This window comes from Pseudomonas nitroreducens (genome assembly GCF_014204515.1).
GTDB classification, from domain to species: domain Bacteria; phylum Pseudomonadota; class Gammaproteobacteria; order Pseudomonadales; family Pseudomonadaceae; genus Pseudomonas; species Pseudomonas nitritireducens_A.
In genome coordinates, this window is record NZ_JACHLI010000023.1 from 105797 (window position 1) to 123429 (window position 17633).

A 17633-nucleotide genomic window follows, 5' to 3' on the forward strand; every position below is an offset into this window, starting at 1 on the left:
ATGAAGCGGCGCTCCAGCCTGCTGCAGCGTCTGCACATCGACGGCCTGCTGCTCCTGCTGCTGCTGACCCTGGGCTCGGTCGGCCTGTTCGTCCTGTATTCCGCCAGCGGCAAGAGCTGGGACCTGCTGATCAAGCAGGCCTCGTCGTTCGGCATGGGCCTGGGCGCGATGTTCGTCCTGGCGCAGATCGAGCCGCGTTTCCTGGCGCGCTGGGTGCCGCTGGGCTACCTGATCGGCGTCGCGCTGCTGGTGGTGGTGGACGTGATGGGCCACAACGCCATGGGCGCCACCCGCTGGATCAACATCCCCGGGGTGATCCGCTTCCAGCCGGCAGAGTTCATGAAGCTGCTGATGCCCATGACCATTGCCTGGTACCTGTCCAAGCGCTCGCTGCCGCCCGGCTTCAAGCACAGCGTGGTGGGCCTGGCGCTGATCGTGGTGCCCTTCGTGCTGATCCTCAAGCAGCCGGACCTGGGCACTGCCATGCTGGTGCTGGCTTCCGGCGCCTTCGTGCTGTTCGTCGGCGGCCTGCGCTGGCGCTGGATCATCATGGCGGTATCGGCCGCGGTGCCGGTGGCGGTGGGCATGTGGTACTTCGTCATGCACGATTACCAGAAGCAGCGTGTACTGACCTTCCTCGACCCGGAAAGCGACCCATTGGGCAGCGGCTGGAACATCATCCAGTCAAAAGCGGCCATCGGTTCGGGCGGCGTCTTCGGCAAGGGCTGGCTGCTGGGCACGCAGTCCCATCTGGATTTTTTGCCCGAAAGCCATACGGACTTTATCATTGCCGTGCTCGGCGAAGAGTTCGGCCTGGTCGGCGTATGCCTCCTGCTGGTGCTGTACCTGCTGGTGATCTACCGGGGGCTGGTGATCACCGCTCAGGCCCAGACGCTGTTCGGCAAGCTGCTGGCCGGCAGCATCACCATGACCTTCTTCGTGTATGTATTCGTCAACATTGGTATGGTCAGCGGATTGTTGCCAGTGGTGGGGGTACCGCTGCCCTTCATTAGTTACGGCGGAACTTCGCTGGTGACCCTGATGTCAGGGTTCGGCGTCTTGATGTCGATCCACACCCATCGGAAGTGGATCGCCCAGGTTTGATGACAAGAGTGAAGAAAGGAATGCAAGTATTGCGCGCCTGGGCTTCCAGGGGGGTGCATTGGGTCGGAATCGCGGGGGCGATCGGCATGTCCGGTGCCGCCCATGCGGGCGACTACGATGGTTCGCCCCAGGTCGCCGAGTTCGTCAGCGAGATGACCCGTGACTACGGCTTCGCCGGCGAACAGCTCATGGGCCTCTTCCACGATGTGGAGCGCAAGCAGTCCATCCTCGACGCCATTTCCCGCCCCGCCGAACGGGTGAAGACCTGGAAGGAATACCGGCCGATCTTCGTTACCGACGCGCGCATCAATCGCGGCGTGGACTTCTGGAACCAGAACGCCGAGGCCCTGGCCCGCGCCGAGCAGGAATACGGCGTGCCGGCCCAGTACATCGTCGCCATCATCGGCGTCGAGACCTTCTTCGGCCGCAATACCGGCAACTTCAAGGTGATGGACGCGCTGTCCACCCTGGGCTTCGACTACCCGCCGCGCGCCGAATTCTTCCGCAAGGAACTCAAGCAGTTCCTCCTGCTGGCCCGCGAACAGCAGGTCGATCCGCTCAGCCTGACCGGCTCCTACGCCGGCGCCATGGGCCTGCCGCAATTCATGCCGAGCAGCTTCCGCGCCTACGCCGTGGACTTCGACGGCGACGGCCACATCAATATCTGGAGCGACCCCACCGATGCCATCGGCAGCGTCGCCAACTACTTCAAGCAGCACGGCTGGCACACCGGCGAACCGGTGGTGTCGCAGGCCGATATCGGCACCTCGACCGCCGAGGATGCCCTGACCCAGGGCCTGGAGCCGCAGATGAACCTCGGCCAGCTGCGCGCCCAGGGCTGGCGCACCCATGACGTGATCCGCGACGACCTGATGGTCACCGCCATGCGCCTGGAAGGCGCCCAGGGCACCGAATACTGGGTCGGCCTGCCGAACTTCTACGTGATCACCCGTTACAACCGCAGCGCCATGTACGCCATGGCAGTCCATCAGCTGGCCGGCGAGATCGCCAAGGCACGAGGTGTCCATTGAACAAGCGAATCGCAAGTCCCGGCCTCTGGTCGCTGGCCGCCTGCGTTGGCCTGAGCACCGTGTTCCTCGCCAGCTGTACCGGCAACCGCGCGCCGCAACAGCAGCCGGTCGCCAGCAGCGGGATTTCCGGGCCCTATGACTACAACCGCCCGCACCGCGACGGCGCGCCCTGGTGGGACGTCGACGTCTCGCGCATCCCCGATGCCGTGCCGATGCCGCACAACGGGCCGTTCAAGAACAACCCCTATACCGTGCTGGGCAAGACCTACTACCCGCTCAACAACGCCAGCGCGTACAACGTGGTCGGCACCGCCTCCTGGTACGGCACCAAGTTCCACGGCCAGGCCACCGCCAACGGCGAGCAGTACGACCTGTACGGCATGACCGCCGCGCACAAGACCCTGCCGCTGCCCAGCTACGTGCGCGTCACCAACCTGGACAACGGCAAGAGCGTCATCGTCCGCGTCAACGACCGCGGCCCGTTCTACTCCGACCGGGTGATCGACCTGTCTTTCGCCGCCGCCAAGAAGCTCGGCTATGCCGAGACCGGTACCGCCCACGTCAAGGTCGAGGGTATCGATCCCGACCGCTGGTGGGCCGCCCAGGGCAAACAGCCGCCGATGATCATGGCCCTGCCGAAGATGGCTGCGCAGCCCGCCGCCGCACCGGCCGCCAGCGCGCAGCCGCAGGCCGTGGCCATGGCCCAGCCGATCGAGACCTACACCCCGCCGCCTGCGCAGCACGCAGCGCCCGTGGCGCCGGTGATGATCGACTCAAAAAAAAACGCTTCATTACCAGCCGATGGCCTGTATCTCCAGGTGGGTGCCTTCGCCAACCCGGACGCTGCGGAACTTCTCAAGGAGAAGGTCGGCGGCCTGACGGGGGCGAAATCCTTTATCAGCTCGGTCGTGGTCAACCAGCAGACCTTGTACCGGGTGCGCCTGGGGCCGATCGGAACGCAGGATGAAGCAAGCCGGATGCAGGACAGCATCCGCGTGGCCAATCTTGGCCAGCCCAAGCTCGTGCGCCTGGACTGAGATTCCACCGCACGCGCCGCAGCGGCACGCAGAGGCCGCGGCATCGAGTTCCCCGTCAGGGGAGTGTTTGACCATTAGTGAACCCCAGAGAGACGGATGAACATCTTCAACTTCGCCAAACGCCTGTCCTTGCTCGTGTTGTTCAGCGCCCCCGTGGCCAGCTGGGCAGCGGAAGTCGTTCCTGCCGCCCCGCAGCTTGCCGCCAAGGCCTGGGTGCTGATGGACGGCGCCAGCGGCAACATCCTGGTCGAGAACGCCGGTGACGAGCGCCTGCCGCCCGCCAGCCTGACCAAGCTGATGACCGCCTACATCGCCACCAAGGAAATCGAAGGCGGCCGTATCGCCGAATCCGACCTGGTCACCGTCAGCGAACATGCCTGGCGCACCGGCGGCTCGCGCATGTTCATCAAGGTCGGCTCCCAGGTCTCGGTGAGCGACCTGCTGCACGGCATCATCATCCAGTCCGGCAACGACGCCTCGGTCGCCCTGGCCGAGCACATCGCCGGCAGCGAAGACGCTTTCGCCGACATGATGAACACCACCGCGCAGAAGCTGGGCATGAGCAACTCCCACTTCATGGACGCCACCGGCCTGCCCAACCCGGACCACTACTCGTCCGCCAAGGACATGGCGATCCTGGCCCGCGCCATCATCTACGGCGAGCCGACGCACTACGCCATCTACGCGCAGAAAGAGTTCTTCTGGAACAACATCAAGCAGCCCAACCGCAACCTGCTGCTGTGGCGCGACAAGACCGTCGACGGCCTGAAGACCGGCCACACCGACGAGGCCGGCTACTGCCTGGTGGCTTCCGCCGTGCGTGACGGCCAGCGCATGATCGCCGTGGTGTTCGGCACCAACAGCGAACAGGCCCGAGCCGCCGAGACCCAGAAGCTGCTGACCTACGGCTTCCGCTTCTTCGAATCGCAGACCTTCTACAAGAAGGGCGCCGAGCTGACCAAGGCCATGGTCTGGAAAGGCTCCGAGCACGAAGTCAAAGCCGGCCTGTCCGAAGACCTGACCATGACCGTGCCGCGCGGCCAGCTCAAGCAGCTGCAGGCCAACATGGTCGTCGAACCGAACCTGATGGCGCCGATCCAGCAGGGCCAAGTGATCGGCAAGGTCGAGGTCAAGCTGGGTGACAAGGTCGTCCGCACCTCCGACCTGGTCGCGCTGAACGCCGTGGAAGAAGGCGGCTTCTTCCGCCGCATCTGGGACAGCATCCGCCTGTTCTTCTACGGCCTGTTCAACTGACCGCCCATCCCGGTCTTGGACTTTTGTATACAAGACCGGGATTGACCCGCCCGCGCCGTCGCAAACTCGGGTAAAATGCCGGGCCTGCGACTGCGTGGTCCCTCCGTGGCCCGGCAGCCGTCGTCCGATCCACCCGGAACGTCCTCATCCCGGACGCTCATGCGGAGGCGGGCCACCCGCCCGCGATTGCCATGACCGATACCCCTGATTCCGTCGATACCAGCGCCGAACAGCCCGCACCGAAGATCGAGTTCCCCTGCGAACGCTACCCGATCAAGGTCATCGGCGACGCCGGCGAAGGCTTCTCCGACCTGGTCGTCGAAGTCATCCAGCGCCACGCTCCGGACCTCGACATCACCACCCTGGTCACCCGTGACAGCCGCAACGGTCGCTTCCTCTCCGTGCAACTGCTGATCACCGCCACCGGCGTCGACCAACTGCAGAACATCCATAAAGACCTGCGCGCCACCGGCCGCGTCCACATGGTGCTCTGATGGGCGAAACGCTGGGCTTTCGTGAGCTGGGCATCCTGCCTTACGAGCCGACCTGGCACGCCATGCAGCGCTTCACCGCCGAGCGCGACCCGGTCACGCCCGATGAAGTCTGGCTGCTCGAACACCAGCGCGTGTTCACCCAGGGCCAGGCCGGCAAGGCCGAGCACGTGCTGTTCCCCGGCGATATCCCGGTGGTCCAGGTCGACCGCGGCGGCCAGGTGACCTACCACGGCCCCGGCCAGTTGGTCGCTTACCTGCTGCTCGATGTGCGCCGCTCCGGCATCGGCGTGCGCGACCTGGTTTCGCGCATCGAGCAGAGCCTCATCGGCCTGCTCGACAGCTACGGCGTCACGGCTGTGTCCAAACCCGATGCTCCGGGCGTCTATGTGGACGGCGCGAAGATTGCCTCCCTCGGCCTGCGCATCCGCAACGGCCGCTCCTTCCATGGCCTGGCCCTGAATGTGGACATGGACCTGGAACCCTTTCGACGCATCAATCCCTGCGGTTACGCAGGTATGGCCATGACCCAGCTCAGCCAGCTGGCCGGCCCCATCGCATTGGCCGATGTGCGCGAGCGCCTGCGTGGCGAACTCGTCGAGCGCCTTGGCTACGCTGCACAGAAGACCCTAACGGGCGGGATTCAACCTAGATGAGCACTGTTGTGGAGAATGCAGGTACCGCTGCTCCGGCCGCCAAGCCGGGCAAGGTGGAAGTCGGCGTCAAGCTGCGTGGCGCAGAGAAGGTCGCGCGCATTCCGGTGAAGATCATTCCCACCGACGAACTGCCGAAGAAGCCCGACTGGATTCGCGTGCGCATCCCCGTTTCCCCCGAGGTCGACCGCATCAAGCAACTGCTGCGCAAGCACAAGCTGCACAGCGTCTGCGAAGAAGCCTCCTGCCCGAACCTGGGCGAATGCTTCTCCGGCGGCACCGCGACCTTCATGATCATGGGCGACATCTGTACCCGTCGCTGCCCGTTCTGCGACGTCGGCCACGGCCGGCCCAAACCGCTGGACGTGGACGAGCCCGCCAACCTCGCCATCGCCATCGCCGACCTGCGCCTGAAGTACGTGGTGATCACCTCGGTGGACCGCGACGACCTGCGTGACGGCGGCGCCCAGCACTTCGCCGACTGCCTGCGCGAGATCCGCAAGCTGTCCCCCGGCGTACAGCTGGAAACCCTGGTCCCGGACTACCGCGGTCGCATGGACATCGCCCTGGAAATCACCGCCAACGAGCCGCCGGACGTGTTCAACCACAACCTGGAAACCGTACCGCGCCTGTACAAGTCCTCGCGTCCGGGCTCCGACTTCGAGTGGTCGCTCGACCTGCTGCAGAAGTTCAAGCAGATGGTGCCCCACGTACCGACCAAGTCCGGCCTGATGCTCGGCCTGGGCGAGACCGACGAGGAAGTCATCGAAGTCATGCATCGCATGCGCGAGCACGACATCGACATGCTCACCCTCGGCCAGTACCTGCAGCCTTCGCGCAACCATCTGCCGGTGCAGCGTTTCGTCCATCCTGACACCTTCGCCTGGTTCGCCGAGGAAGGCGCGAAGATGGGCTTCAAGAACGTCGCCTCCGGCCCGCTGGTGCGTTCTTCCTATCATGCCGACCAGCAGGCGCACGGGTCGAAAATCAGCTGACACCCTTCGGGTGAAGCATTGATCTGAATCCAAGGCTACAGAAAGAAGGCCGATTTCCTACAGGAGATCGGCCTTTTTTATGGTGGCTGTCAGGCGGATGCTCCTGCCTGGGGAGCGGTCTTTTCTCTTCTTTTTCCCAACAAGTATTGAAAGGCAGAGAAAACTACCCCGGCATCCGCGTTTGAGTAGGTGAATTCATACGCGGCGGGCATTCAGAGCAGAATTATCCGAGCTAGATCGTAGTTATCCCTGACAGCGCGGACGCTCCTTAATCAGCAGAATTCACTCGTCGCTGGCCAGTGTCGAACAGGCAGCGGATATCGCCACGGGGGAAGGCAATGTCGCCTCGTATGTGGTTCGAAAACTTTTGGAATGCATCCCCGGCCTTCTGAATTCTGCTGAGTAAATTCAATGAAAAAGCTGCTCGTAGCTGCTCTTATGTCTGCCGCTTCCGTTGGCGCCTACGCTGCCGACGTAAAAGTCACCTTCGACGGTGAAGTGGTCGATGAAACCTGCAAGATCAACGGTGCCGACCCGCTGGTAGACGTACTCGTCACTCTGCCCAAGGTCAGCGCTACTTCGTTCTCCGAAGCCTCCCGTGTTTCCGGCGCGAAGAAGTTCGATCTCAAGCTGACCGACTGCACTGCCGCCCCGACCGTTCGCTGGGAGCCGCTGCCCAACGTTGACCTGACCACCGGCAACCTGAAGAACCTGAGCGCTGGCGGTTCCAACGTTCAGGTCCAGGTTCTGGACATCGATCAGCGCGTCGTCGATCTGAACGATGACACTGGCTACAAGGTCACCCTGGACGCCAACAACGCAGCCACTGTCAGCTACTACGGCCAGTACTACGCCAACACCCTGCCGGCTACCGCTGGTCTGGTGAACACCTATGGCTTCGTGACCCTGACCTACGACAACTGATGGTCTGGCGGCCCTTGGCCGCACTGGGTACTTGCAACACCCGCAGGGCGCTCAGGCTCCCTGCGGTCCTACTCAAAGGTTGGTGTGTGATGGCAAAGCTTTCTTCCAAATCTCTGTGGTTCGCTGGCTGCCTCGGCGCAGTCATGCTGTGGTCCGGGCTGGCCAACGCCGGCATCGTGATCACTGGCTCCCGCGTTGTGTACCTCGCTAAGGACAGAGAAGTATCGGTCAAGATGACCAATAATGCGGAAGAGCCATCACTGGTCCAGGCCTGGGTCGACAAGGGCAATGAAAAGCTCACCCCGGACAAGGCTGATGGTCCCTTCCTCATCACTCCTCCCATCACCCGTGTCGAGCCCAAGAAAGGGCAGACGCTGCGTCTGGTGTACACCGGTGATGAAGCCGCTTCGAAAAAGCAGGAATCCGTATTCTGGCTGAACGTCCTCGATGTTCCGCCCATGCCCAAGGACAAGGACGCGAACTTCATGCAGGTCGCTGTCCGTTCGCGCCTGAAGATTTTCTACCGTCCTGATGATCTGCCAGGCACTCCGGCCAAATCCGCCGAAGAACTCAAATGGTCAGTCGTCCAACTCCCCCAGGGGTACGGCTTGCGCGCCAGGAATGACGCGGCGTACCACGTTTCGCTCTCCAGCATCTCGTTCAACACCAATGGCAAGAGCTTCAAGGTCAAGCCTGAGGACGTGAAGATGGTTGCCCCTGGAGCCAGCATCGATTTCCCGGTGCAGGGCCTGAGTGCCGCTCCTGGGCCTGGCTCGCAGGTTGACTACCAATGGGTCAACGACTGGGGCTCATCCCAGAAGCTGGAAACCAAGATCTGATCATCCCTGCCGGGTCAGCAATGTGACCCGGCAGGTTTTTGCCTAGCGATCAATATCCCCACCTCCACGCCGCTTGGTCATGGCCATGACCCAGGCGAGGAGTCGCTCGCCCGCCGGAAAGCGGAAGACAGAGAGAATGACTATGGACCTTCACAACTTTGCCTCTCACCGACACCAGCGTACGGCACTGGCGACTGCCATCGCTTACTCTCGGGTTGTGCTACCCGCGACCATGGGCTGTTGCCTGCTGTACAGCGTACTGCTTGCCCTGGGCGCAGGGGATGCGATCGCAACTGAAGTGCCGGCCGGCGGGCCCGGCAGCGATACGATGAACGTTGCCGAGTTCAACCCGAGCTTCTTCGACCATGGTGGGTCAGTCCCGAGCGTCGACGTGAGACGCTTTGAAAAAGGTACTCCCGTAGAGCCGGGGGTCTATCGCCTGGACGTCTACGTCAACCAGGCCTGGGTGGGGCGGATGCCCCTGCGTGCCGTGGCCAACGGCGAGGGAACGGCCAAGTACTGCGTCGCCAGTTCGCAGTTCGCCGAACTGGGCGTGGACGTCAGCAAACTACCGCCGGAAAAGCAGCTGATGGTCACCGGCGACTGCATCGACTTCGAAGCGGTCGTGCCTTCGTCCCGACTTGATGTAGACCTGTCGGAGCTGTCCGCGAATATTTCCATTCCGCAGCTTTACCAGGGGCGTGCGGTACACGGCTATGTCGATCCTTCGCAATGGGATCGAGGCGTGAATGCGGGCTTCGTGATGTACGACACCAACGTCTATCGCAGCGATACCCATGGCTCCCAGTCCACCAACTACTACGGCGGTCTCAACGCCGGCCTCAACCTGGGCGACTGGCGGTTGCGCTACAACGGCAACTACAGCCGCAGCCAGGGTGACGACAGCAAGACCACGAGCAACTACAACTCGATCAGCACGTACGCTCAGCGTGATATCACTCAGCTGAAGTCGCAGTTCACCGCCGGTGAATACTTTACCGACAGCGCAGTCTTCGACTCCGTCCCCTATACCGGTGTCCAGCTGGCCAGCGACGATCGCATGCTGCCTGACTCCCAGCGCGGATTCGCCCCGGTCATCCGCGGTGTGGCCGATACCAACGCCAAGGTGCAGGTCAGGCAGGGCGATAACATCGTCTATGAAACCACGGTTGCCCCGGGCCCATTCGAGATCACCGATCTCTACAACACCGGTTATGCCGGGGACCTGACGGTACAGGTGACCGAAGCCGATGGTCGTACCAAGTCCTTCCTGGTGCCCTTTGCATCGATCAACCAGCTGGTACGCCCCGGCGTTTCCCGCTTCACGGCGACCGCAGGCAAATACCGCGACAACAGCCTCGACAAGGAACCCAATTTCGCTCAGGGAACCTACCAGTACGGCCTCAGCAACCTGATGACCGTGTACGGCGGGGGGATTCTGGCGCAGGACTATCTGTCGGGACAGGCTGGTCTGGCGTTCTCCACCCCGTTCGGTGCGCTCGCATTCGACGCCACGGCGTCCCAGGCCAAGAACCTGAACGACACCCAGTACGGCTTCAAGAAGGACATGAGTGGCCAGAGTTACCGCGTGACCTACAGCAAACTGCTGGAAGCCACCTCGACCAACATGACCATCGCGGCCTACCGCTTCAACAGCGAAAACTACCTGAGCCTGCAGGATTTCGCCCAGGCCTGGGGTACCGACCGCGAGAACAACTTCAGCCTCTACCGCCAACGCAACCGCTATCAGCTTTCTCTGAACCAGCCACTGGGCGAGCGGACCAGCGCGTTCTTCACCGGCTCCAAGCAGGACTACTGGAACCGTTCGGCCAGCGACACCAGTTTCCAGGGCGGTATCAACACCGGCTTCAACTGGGGCTCCGCAGGCCTGTCCGCCTCGAGAACGCGAAACCAGGACGGAGAGTTCGATAACACCTACATGCTCAATGTGACGGTGCCCATCGGCACGAGCAGTAGCCGTCCGCTGACGCTGAGCACCAACGTCAACTTCACCGACAACCAGAACAACACCATCCAGACCAGCCTGAGCGGCACTGCCGGCGAGAATAACCAGCTGGGTTATTCGGTTTACGGTTCGGGCAACAAGTACGACGGCGACCGTCAGTACAACGGTGGCGCCAGCGCGAGCTACAGCGCTCCGCAGGCGATCTACAACGCCAACTACAGCACCGGCGACGGCTACAACCAGGTGGGCTTCGGCGCTCGCGGGTCGGTGGTGGCGCACCCGGGAGGCATCACCTTCTCGCAGAACCAGAGCGAGACCATGGCCATCGTCGAGGCCGAAGGTGCCGAAGGTGCGTCGGTCAACAACAACATCGGTGCCAAGGTGGCCAGCAACGGCTATGCCGTGGTCGGCGGCCTGGTCCCCTACCGTCAGAACGACGTGGAAATCGACCCGAAAGGTACCTCCGAGAAGGTGGAGCTGGAAGTGACTTCCCAGCAGGTCGCACCGCGCTACGGCTCCATCGTCATGCTCAAGTACTCCACGGTAACCGGCACACCTGTGCTGATGCAGATTGTCCGAGAGGATGGCGAGGCGATTCCTCTGGGGGCCGACGTGCTGGATGCGAAGGGTAACAACCTGAGCATGGTGGGTCAGGGCGGCAGGGTATTCCTGCGTGGCCTTCAGCCCCAGGGGGAACTGATGGTGAAGTGGGGTGATGGATCCGGGCAGTCGTGCAAGGTCAATTACCAGCTGCCGGAAGGCAACGCCAAGGGTTCGGCGTTCCTCAAGGCGGATGCCACCTGCCGCAGCGTATTGGGCAAACCCCAATTGGCGCAGCGCTAACGGCCCGGAAAACTCAAGTTAACGAAGGACATTTCAATGAAAAAACTCCTCGCTATTGTGCTGCTCGCGTCCTCTTCATCCGCCGTCTTCGCTGCGCCGGATGCGCAGATCAACATCACCGGCAAGGTCATCGAAGGTACCTGCACCATCGACGGTACCGGGACCGGTACCAAGCAGATCGACGTGCCGTTGAACTCGGTCATGGCCAGTGCCTTTACGGCGCCGGGCGCTATTGATAACGGTCGCAAGTCATTCGACATCAAGCTGACCAACTGTCCGGATGCCACCACCACCTTGAAGTGGGATGCCTCCGCCAACGTCGACGGTGCGACGGGTACGCTCAAGAACACCGCCAGTGGCACCAATGCGCAGGTTCAACTGTTCAAGAGCGACGGTACGACGCCGGTCAACCTGGCTTCAGATCCTGGTGTAAGTTTTACGGGAACCTCGCAAACATTCACCTATGTAGCCAAATACTACGCCAAGACCACGCCCGTCACCGGTGGGGCGCTGAGTACTTATAGTTACATCTATTTGACCTATCAATAAAAGATAGTGGTTGCTGAAAAGAGCGCCTCTGGCGCTCTTTTTTTATGCATGCATAACGGCCTGTATGGAAGCATTCTGATTTTTTGATTTTGCAAGGCGACTGAAAGAGTGGCAACTCATAGAAAATGGCTTCACATCTTGTCGTAGGGTGCGAGGGATATCCTACGTCGTGTCAGGAGAATTCTGGTTTTTTGAACTCCAAAAGTTGTCAGAATTCTCCTGAGTGAGGTCCTTTCGAGGTGTGAAGGCCTTGATTCATGGTGGCCCGAAGTGTTGATGGTGTTGGAGGTGAAATGGTTTCGGATACTTTAAGGGGTGTCGCTAAATACGCCCATATTTTATTTTTCACAGCTCTGGCTGCCGTATATGGTGCCAGCGCAAGTGCGGCCTGCTCTAAACAAGGTTCTTGGAATTCGGTTTCACCAGTTTCGCTGAGCGGTACCATTAGCACCAGTCCGAATGCTCCTTTGGGAACGGTGCTCGCGACATACAGGTCGACCGGCGACTCCACCGCTTATCGGTTGAGTTGCTCTCCTGTGCAATCTGTTTCCTATGACGCAAAGTTCTACAGCCTTCCTCATGCTCTGTCGACCTATGGCAGTAACATATATGAGTCTGGCGTTCCCGGGGTCGGTATTCAGATTTCCCGGGGGACGAATGGTGTTGTAATTCCTACAACAATTGTTTCCTCTGTGGCTAACGGGCAGGGTATCGGGGCGCCTTATTTTGCTGTCAGTTTAATCAAGACAGGGCCCATGTCTTCAGGGACTATAAAGTCTACGGACATTCCACTTGCCCTGATTGCCTGGACGCAAGATCAATCGACAGTTGCCTATATGACAGCTACGGGGTCGGTGAATATCACGGTCCTGGCCTGCCAGATATCCATTCCGAACGTTTCACTGGGCACGCACCATGTGGGTGAGTTCGCCTCCCAGCCTTTCAGCCAATCGGTAGGTTTCAATGTCTCGCTGAGCAACTGTCCGACTGCCCCCATTCGCTATCAGCTGGACCCGATGACCAGCTATGCCAACCAGGCCCAGTCGGTGGTCAACGTGACGGGCGGCGCGACGGGCATCGGTATCCAACTGCTCGACGGCGCAGGCCAGAACCCGACCCCCATGGGCAGTTCGCAGGCACTGGGCTCGGGCTCTACCAGCTACACGCTGCCGTTCAAGACACGCTACTTCAAGACGGGTTCCACTGTCAGCGGTGGCGGAGCTGATGCTTCGATCGGGTTTACATTGATCTACCAGTGACCGAAGTCCACTGTTGTCGGATCATTCTCCCCTGGCCCTGTGAGCATGTCTCAGACATCCCGGCAAACCTGCCGGGAGTCTGTTGAAGAGAGGCAATGCGAATGCCCTGCCGGGCAACCCATGACCTGCCTTCACGCGGCCGACCATCGGCGCAATCCTTGCGTGAAAGGTGCCCCTCGCCTGCTCCCGGTGCACTGCTGCCGTGCTCTGTCGGCTAGTTCGCGCTTGAGCCACGCAAGCGCACCAGCAGGTCTGACGTCGGATAGCCGTCTGCCGGCTGACCAACCGACTGCTGATAGGCGCGGATCGCCTTGCGCGTGTTCGCGCCGATGATGCCGTCCGCCGTACCCGGCTGATAGCCATGCTTGAGCAGAAGCTCCTGCAACTCGATGCGCTCGCTGCGGCTGAGCGGGGTGTCGCCCACCGGCCATTGTCCGGCCAGTTGTCCGCCGCCCTTGAAACTATCGGCCAGCAGGCCCACGGCCAGGGCGTAGGAGCTGGAGTTGTTGTACTTGAGGATAGCGCGGAAGTTGTCCGTCACCAGGAAGGCCGGGCCGCGGTAGCCGGCCGGCAACAGCAGCGACACGCTGGCCTGCGGGTCGTTGGGTAGCGTGCCACTGGCGACCTTGATGCCCTGGCGCAACCACTCGCTCATCGGCTTGCGGATGTCCATGTCCGCCTGGGCATAGTCGAAGCCTTGCGGCAGGCGGACCTCGAAGCCCCAGCTCTGGTCGCGTTGCCAGCCGGAAGACTTCAGGTAGTTGGCGGTGGAGGCCAGGGCGTCGCTGGACGAGCCCCAGATATCGCGGCGGCCGTCGCCGTCGAAATCCACCGCGTAGCGGTTGTAGGTGGTGGGGATGAACTGCGTCTGGCCCATGGCGCCGGCCCAGGAGCCGACCATGTTGGTTGGCGGCACGTCGCCGTGCTGGAGGATCTGCAGCGCGGCGATCAACTGGTCGCGGCCGAAGTCCGGGCGTCGACCTTCATAGGCCAGGGTGGCGAGGGAACGGATGACGTTCTTGCTGCCCATCTGCTGGCCGAAATTGCTCTCCATGCCCCAGATCGCCACCACGGCCTCGCGTTCCACGCCGTAGGTGCTGTCGATGCGTTGCAAGACCTCGGCGTTCTCCAGCAAACGGTCCTGGCCGTTGCGTACCCGCGCCGGCGAGACGGCACTATCCAGATACTGCCAGACCGGGCGGGTGAACTCGGGCTGGCTGCGGTCGGCGGTGACCACCGAATCGTCCGGCTCGACGCCGGCGAAGGCCGCGTCGAAGACGTCGGCGCGGATGCCGGCGGCCAGCGCCTGGGCGCGGAATCCTTCACGCCACTGTTCGAAACTTTGCGACGGCTGCGCCTGTACGGCCGCGGCGCCTTTGGGCGGCGGCTCGGTGCAGGAGGTCAGCAGACCGAACGAGACCAGGGACAGGGTGACGGCGAGCAGGCAGCGTTGGCCGACAACAGATGAAACAGGCTTGCGCATTGCTCTCCTCGGATACTGGCAGGCGAGGGGCCACCTTAACATGACCACTGTGACGCGTCTGCGCTGGGCGCAGCGTATGGGTTTGCAGATTCGATGGCGGGGATGGGCGAAAATTCCCATCGAGGTGGGGCGTCCGTCGGGCGATGCGCTGGATGCCTCTCAGGAACAACGGTCTTCTTTGAAAGTTCGTGCCTGGGATTGCTTCTCCCTGAGGTGAGAGGGCAGCAGTCTGTAGGGCGAATAACCCGGAACGGGTTATCCGCCACGACGGCGGATAACGCCATAGGCGTTATGCGCCCTATGGGAGCGGATTCATCTGCGATCTGCCCGAGCGCCGGCGAGAGGGATATCGTGGACGGAGTCCGCTCCTGCGCAGGGATCATGCCGCAGGGATCAGGCGCATTCCGCTGAATGCCCCTGGCGGCTATTGCTGGGGCTTCGCGCCGGTCTCCTGGTCAACCTTGGGCGCGCTCTGGCCCAGTTCCTTGAGCATGTCGTCATAGGCGGCGCAGTCGTCCGGGCGCTGTTCGCTGGAGCGGGCCTTGTTCATTTCGGCGAGCTTTTCGTTCAGCTTCTGGGCGCGCTGGGGATCGCTGCGGGTGACTTCAGTGACCTTGGCGGCGACCTGCTTGCCCTTGGCTTCGGCTTCCTGGTCGGAGCAGAACGCGTGGGCGGACAGGCTGAAGGGGAGGGCGAGGATGGCGACGAGCAGGGGCGCTTTCATGGTGGACCTCCAGGGCTTGGCTGTCCGGTTGAAAGCGAAAGGGCGGAGGTGGTTCAGGTTTTCTGTGGTTTTCAGGCCGCCAGAAGCGAAGAAGCCTCCCAATTTCGGGAGGCTTCGCGGCGGTAGCTGCCTTTGCCTTTGAGCGGCTGTTCCTGGCGGCTGCGGAACAACGGTTGCGCGACCAGGGACTTGGCCTTGTTCGGCCGTTTGGATTGCTTCGCCATTTGGGATTTCCTCGACTGACTTGCCTGATGGGCCGGCCCAGCGCCGGCGCGCGCATCTTCCGCCTATCTGGCACGCTTGTCCATGCGAGTGGTCTGCCGTTGGGCGGGACCGGGCCGACACGCAGGGTTCGGAGCTACGCTGAGGCCTCTGACCTTTCTGGCGTAACGGACAAGAACGAGGACCAGGGCGATGAAGTTTCTCTGCATGATCTACTTCGACGAGGGCAAGGCGGCGCAGCTGCCGGAAGCCGAACTGCGCGGCATCGTCGACGAGTGCATGACCTACAGCGAGCAACTGCGCCGCAGCGGCAACTACATCGCTGCCAACGCGCTGTTGCCCACGGCAACCGGACGCACGCTGCGTGGGCAGGGCGACAAGCTGGCGGTGACCGACGGGCCTTTCGCCGAGACCCGTGAGCAGTTGGGCGGCTTCTACCTGATCGAGGCGCAGAGCCTGGAGGAAGCCGAGCGCATCGCGGCGAAGATTCCGCCGGGGCGCCTGGGCTGCGTGGAAGTGCGCCAGGTGCGCGAGTGGGAGTGATCTGGCGGGCTGATTGAGCGGTGGGGTGCCGTGCGGTTCGCGAGCAAGCTCGCTCCTGCAGACACCGGGATGGACGGCTTTTCGTAGGAGCGAGCTTGCTCGCGAACAGGGCTTCACAATGCGCGTGTTCCTCCTGCTGCAGGAGTTCCGGGGTACCGCGGTTCCGCCTGGGGAGTGGAAGGTGGCCCTGCGACGCTTTGTCGCAAATTTTGTAACAGACCTTTTCAGTTGCATGGCTGTGGCGCGTACTGGAGCTCGGCTAGCTTAATAGCTGGCTAACTATCGCTCTGGCGTGCAGGGACCGCGGCGCCGCTGGCTGGAGATACGTCATGCAGCAATGGTCCCCGACCCAGCGCAACGTGGTGATCGCTTCGGTGCTCGCCTGGACGCTGGATGCCTTCGACTTCTTCCTTCTGGTCTTCGTCCTCACTGATATTGCCCAGACCTTCCACGTCGACCTGCCGCAGGTGTCGCTGGCGATCCTGCTGACCCTGGCGGTGCGGCCCATCGGCGCGCTGCTGTTCGGCCGTGCGGCCGAACGCTACGGGCGGCGGCCGGTGCTGATGATCAATATCCTGATTTATTCGCTGCTGGAGCTGGCGTCGGCGTTTTCGCCGAACCTGACGACCTTCCTGATCCTGCGGGTGGTCTATGGCGTGGCCATGGGCGGCATCTGGGGAGTGGCTTCTTCGCTGGCGATGGAGACCATCCCGGAGCGTTCGCGCGGCATGGTGTCCGGGCTGTTCCAGGCGGGCTACCCGGCGGGCTACCTGATCGCTTCGATCATCTACGGGCTGTTCTTCGAGACGCTGGGCTGGCGCGGGATGTTCATCGTCGGCTGTCTGCCGGTGGTGCTGGTGGCGTTCATCTGGTTCAAGGTGCCGGAGTCGCCGATCTGGCAGGCGGCGCGCGAGCGCAAGGAGTCGACGCCGCTCTGGCCGGTACTGCGCAGCCAGTGGAAGCTGTGCCTGTACGCGGTGCTGCTGATGGCCTGCTTCAACTTCTTCAGCCATGGCACGCAGGACCTCTACCCGACCTTCCTCAAGGTGCAGCACGGTTTCGACACGCACACGGTCAGCCTGATCGCGGTGGTCTACAACATCGCGGCGATCCTCGGCGGCATCCTGTTCGGCAGCCTGTCCGAGCGGATCGGGCGGAAGAAGGCGATCATCTGCGGTTCGTTGCTGGCGCTGCCGGTGCTGCCACTGTGGGCCTTCAGCCATGGCGCGGTGGCGCTGGGCGTCGGTGCGTTCCTCATGCAGTTCATGGTGCAGGGCGCCTGGGGGGTGATTCCGGCGTACCTCAACGAGCTGGCGCCGGTGGGCACCCGCGCGGTGCTGCCGGGCTTCGTCTACCAGCTGGGCAACCTGATCGCTTCGGTGAACGCACCGCTGCAGGCCGAGATTGCCAAGAGCTACAGCTACGGCACGGCCATGGCGATCGTCGCAGGGACCGTGGCGGTGCTCATCTGCGTGCTGATCAGCACCGGCCGGGATACCCGCGGGGTGGCGCTGGATCGCGCCGAGGGGCAGGCACATCGGGCGGTGCCGGTGCGGTCGTGATGGCTTAGGCGTGAGACGGGGCGCGCTTCATACAGGCAGGCGCTGGTGTTGCGCATGCTGCGTAGGAGATTCTATGTCTACCCCCGCGTATCGGCCGCAGGCCGATACGCCTGCTCAGTCGTCATCAGGGCAAAGGCAATGCGAGTCAGTTTGC

General features: G+C 62.4%; 17 protein-coding genes. 14 read left to right on the top strand and 3 right to left on the bottom strand.

Going from position 1 to position 17633, the window contains the following annotated elements; translation table 11 throughout:
• The 12 genes from rodA (at position 1) to HNP46_RS24460 (ending at position 12945) form a co-directional block, all read left to right on the top strand.
• The gene (rodA, locus tag HNP46_RS24405; protein WP_184594157.1) at positions 1–1104 is read left to right on the top strand and encodes a rod shape-determining protein RodA; all 1104 of its coding nucleotides are present in this window, start codon (positions 1–3) and stop codon (positions 1102–1104) included.
• Positions 1105–1112: 8 nt separating this feature from the next.
• Complete coding sequence (gene mltB / locus HNP46_RS24410; protein WP_184594114.1) at positions 1113–2135, top strand: lytic murein transglycosylase B; 1023 nt, start codon at positions 1113–1115, stop codon at positions 2133–2135.
• On the top strand, positions 2132–3172 hold the full coding sequence (locus HNP46_RS24415) for a septal ring lytic transglycosylase RlpA family protein (RefSeq protein WP_184594116.1): 1041 nt from the start codon (positions 2132–2134) through the stop codon (positions 3170–3172). Before mltB ends, HNP46_RS24415 begins: the two co-directional genes overlap by 4 nt.
• A 96-nt stretch (positions 3173–3268) precedes the next feature.
• Entirely contained in the window at positions 3269–4426 is a 1158-nt protein-coding gene (locus HNP46_RS24420; protein WP_184594118.1) for a D-alanyl-D-alanine carboxypeptidase family protein, read from the top strand.
• 191 nt (positions 4427–4617) lie between these two features.
• On the top strand, positions 4618–4920 hold the full coding sequence (locus HNP46_RS24425) for a DUF493 domain-containing protein (RefSeq protein WP_184594120.1): 303 nt from the start codon (positions 4618–4620) through the stop codon (positions 4918–4920).
• On the top strand, positions 4920–5573 hold the full coding sequence (gene lipB / locus HNP46_RS24430; RefSeq protein WP_184594122.1) for a lipoyl(octanoyl) transferase LipB: 654 nt from the start codon (positions 4920–4922) through the stop codon (positions 5571–5573). The genes HNP46_RS24425 and lipB overlap by 1 nt, the downstream gene beginning before the upstream one ends.
• Positions 5570–6565 carry a lipoyl synthase gene (gene lipA / locus HNP46_RS24435; RefSeq protein ID WP_184594124.1) on the top strand — a complete coding sequence of 332 codons (996 nt, stop codon included), beginning with the start codon at positions 5570–5572 and terminating at the stop codon, positions 6563–6565. Before lipB ends, lipA begins: the two co-directional genes overlap by 4 nt.
• 411 nt (positions 6566–6976) lie before the next feature.
• Positions 6977–7489 carry a fimbrial protein gene (locus tag HNP46_RS24440; protein ID WP_184594126.1) on the top strand — a complete coding sequence of 171 codons (513 nt, stop codon included), beginning with the start codon at positions 6977–6979 and terminating at the stop codon, positions 7487–7489.
• A gap of 89 nt (positions 7490–7578) precedes the next feature.
• Positions 7579–8328, top strand: coding sequence for a fimbrial biogenesis chaperone (locus HNP46_RS24445; RefSeq protein WP_184594129.1), 750 nt, complete (start codon positions 7579–7581; stop codon positions 8326–8328).
• A gap of 328 nt (positions 8329–8656) precedes the next feature.
• Positions 8657–11137 (top strand): fimbria/pilus outer membrane usher protein, encoded by a 2481-nt coding sequence (locus HNP46_RS24450; RefSeq protein ID WP_260403254.1) that lies wholly within the window; start codon positions 8657–8659, stop codon positions 11135–11137.
• A gap of 36 nt (positions 11138–11173) precedes the next feature.
• Positions 11174–11686 carry a fimbrial protein gene (locus HNP46_RS24455; protein WP_184594133.1) on the top strand — a complete coding sequence of 171 codons (513 nt, stop codon included), beginning with the start codon at positions 11174–11176 and terminating at the stop codon, positions 11684–11686.
• Positions 11687–11979: 293 nt separating this feature from the next.
• Entirely contained in the window at positions 11980–12945 is a 966-nt protein-coding gene (locus HNP46_RS24460) for a fimbrial protein (protein WP_184594135.1), read from the top strand.
• 214 nt (positions 12946–13159) lie between these two features.
• Here HNP46_RS24460 and HNP46_RS24465 read toward each other — a convergent pair whose 3' ends face one another.
• From HNP46_RS24465 to arfA, 3 genes are all read right to left on the bottom strand, one after another.
• Positions 13160–14428 (bottom strand): lytic murein transglycosylase, encoded by a 1269-nt coding sequence (locus HNP46_RS24465; RefSeq protein WP_184594137.1) that lies wholly within the window; start codon positions 14426–14428, stop codon positions 13160–13162.
• A gap of 424 nt (positions 14429–14852) precedes the next feature.
• Positions 14853–15152: a hypothetical protein gene (locus tag HNP46_RS24470; protein ID WP_184594140.1), complete on the bottom strand. Its 300-nt coding sequence runs from the start codon at positions 15150–15152 to the stop codon at positions 14853–14855.
• Between the two features lie 71 nt (positions 15153–15223).
• Complete coding sequence (gene arfA / locus HNP46_RS24475) at positions 15224–15376, bottom strand: alternative ribosome rescue factor ArfA (RefSeq protein WP_184594148.1); 153 nt, start codon at positions 15374–15376, stop codon at positions 15224–15226.
• A gap of 190 nt (positions 15377–15566) precedes the next feature.
• On the opposite strand from arfA, the gene HNP46_RS24480 reads away from it, so the two are divergent.
• Together HNP46_RS24480 and HNP46_RS24485 are read left to right on the top strand one after the other, a co-directional pair.
• Entirely contained in the window at positions 15567–15917 is a 351-nt protein-coding gene (locus HNP46_RS24480) for a YciI family protein (RefSeq protein ID WP_184594149.1), read from the top strand.
• Positions 15918–16246: 329 nt separating this feature from the next.
• Positions 16247–17479 (top strand): MFS transporter, encoded by a 1233-nt coding sequence (locus tag HNP46_RS24485; protein ID WP_184594151.1) that lies wholly within the window; start codon positions 16247–16249, stop codon positions 17477–17479.
• Positions 17480–17633: the final 154 nt, after the last annotated feature.

Coding starts and splice junctions, on each gene's coding strand:
- rodA (WP_184594157.1), top strand. CDS start 1: ATGAAGCGGCGCTCCAGCCTGCTGCAGCGTCTGCACATCGACGGCCTG.
- HNP46_RS24420 (WP_184594118.1), top strand. CDS start 3,269: ATGAACATCTTCAACTTCGCCAAACGCCTGTCCTTGCTCGTGTTGTTC.
- HNP46_RS24425 (WP_184594120.1), top strand. CDS start 4,618: ATGACCGATACCCCTGATTCCGTCGATACCAGCGCCGAACAGCCCGCA.
- lipB (WP_184594122.1), top strand. CDS start 4,920: ATGGGCGAAACGCTGGGCTTTCGTGAGCTGGGCATCCTGCCTTACGAG.
- lipA (WP_184594124.1), top strand. CDS start 5,570: ATGAGCACTGTTGTGGAGAATGCAGGTACCGCTGCTCCGGCCGCCAAG.
- HNP46_RS24440 (WP_184594126.1), top strand. CDS start 6,977: ATGAAAAAGCTGCTCGTAGCTGCTCTTATGTCTGCCGCTTCCGTTGGC.
- HNP46_RS24445 (WP_184594129.1), top strand. CDS start 7,579: ATGGCAAAGCTTTCTTCCAAATCTCTGTGGTTCGCTGGCTGCCTCGGC.
- HNP46_RS24450 (WP_260403254.1), top strand. CDS start 8,657: ATGAACGTTGCCGAGTTCAACCCGAGCTTCTTCGACCATGGTGGGTCA.
- HNP46_RS24455 (WP_184594133.1), top strand. CDS start 11,174: ATGAAAAAACTCCTCGCTATTGTGCTGCTCGCGTCCTCTTCATCCGCC.
- HNP46_RS24460 (WP_184594135.1), top strand. CDS start 11,980: ATGGTTTCGGATACTTTAAGGGGTGTCGCTAAATACGCCCATATTTTA.
- HNP46_RS24465 (WP_184594137.1), bottom strand. CDS start 14,428: ATGCGCAAGCCTGTTTCATCTGTTGTCGGCCAACGCTGCCTGCTCGCC.
- HNP46_RS24470 (WP_184594140.1), bottom strand. CDS start 15,152: ATGAAAGCGCCCCTGCTCGTCGCCATCCTCGCCCTCCCCTTCAGCCTG.
- arfA (WP_184594148.1), bottom strand. CDS start 15,376: ATGGCGAAGCAATCCAAACGGCCGAACAAGGCCAAGTCCCTGGTCGCG.
- HNP46_RS24480 (WP_184594149.1), top strand. CDS start 15,567: ATGAAGTTTCTCTGCATGATCTACTTCGACGAGGGCAAGGCGGCGCAG.
- HNP46_RS24485 (WP_184594151.1), top strand. CDS start 16,247: ATGCAGCAATGGTCCCCGACCCAGCGCAACGTGGTGATCGCTTCGGTG.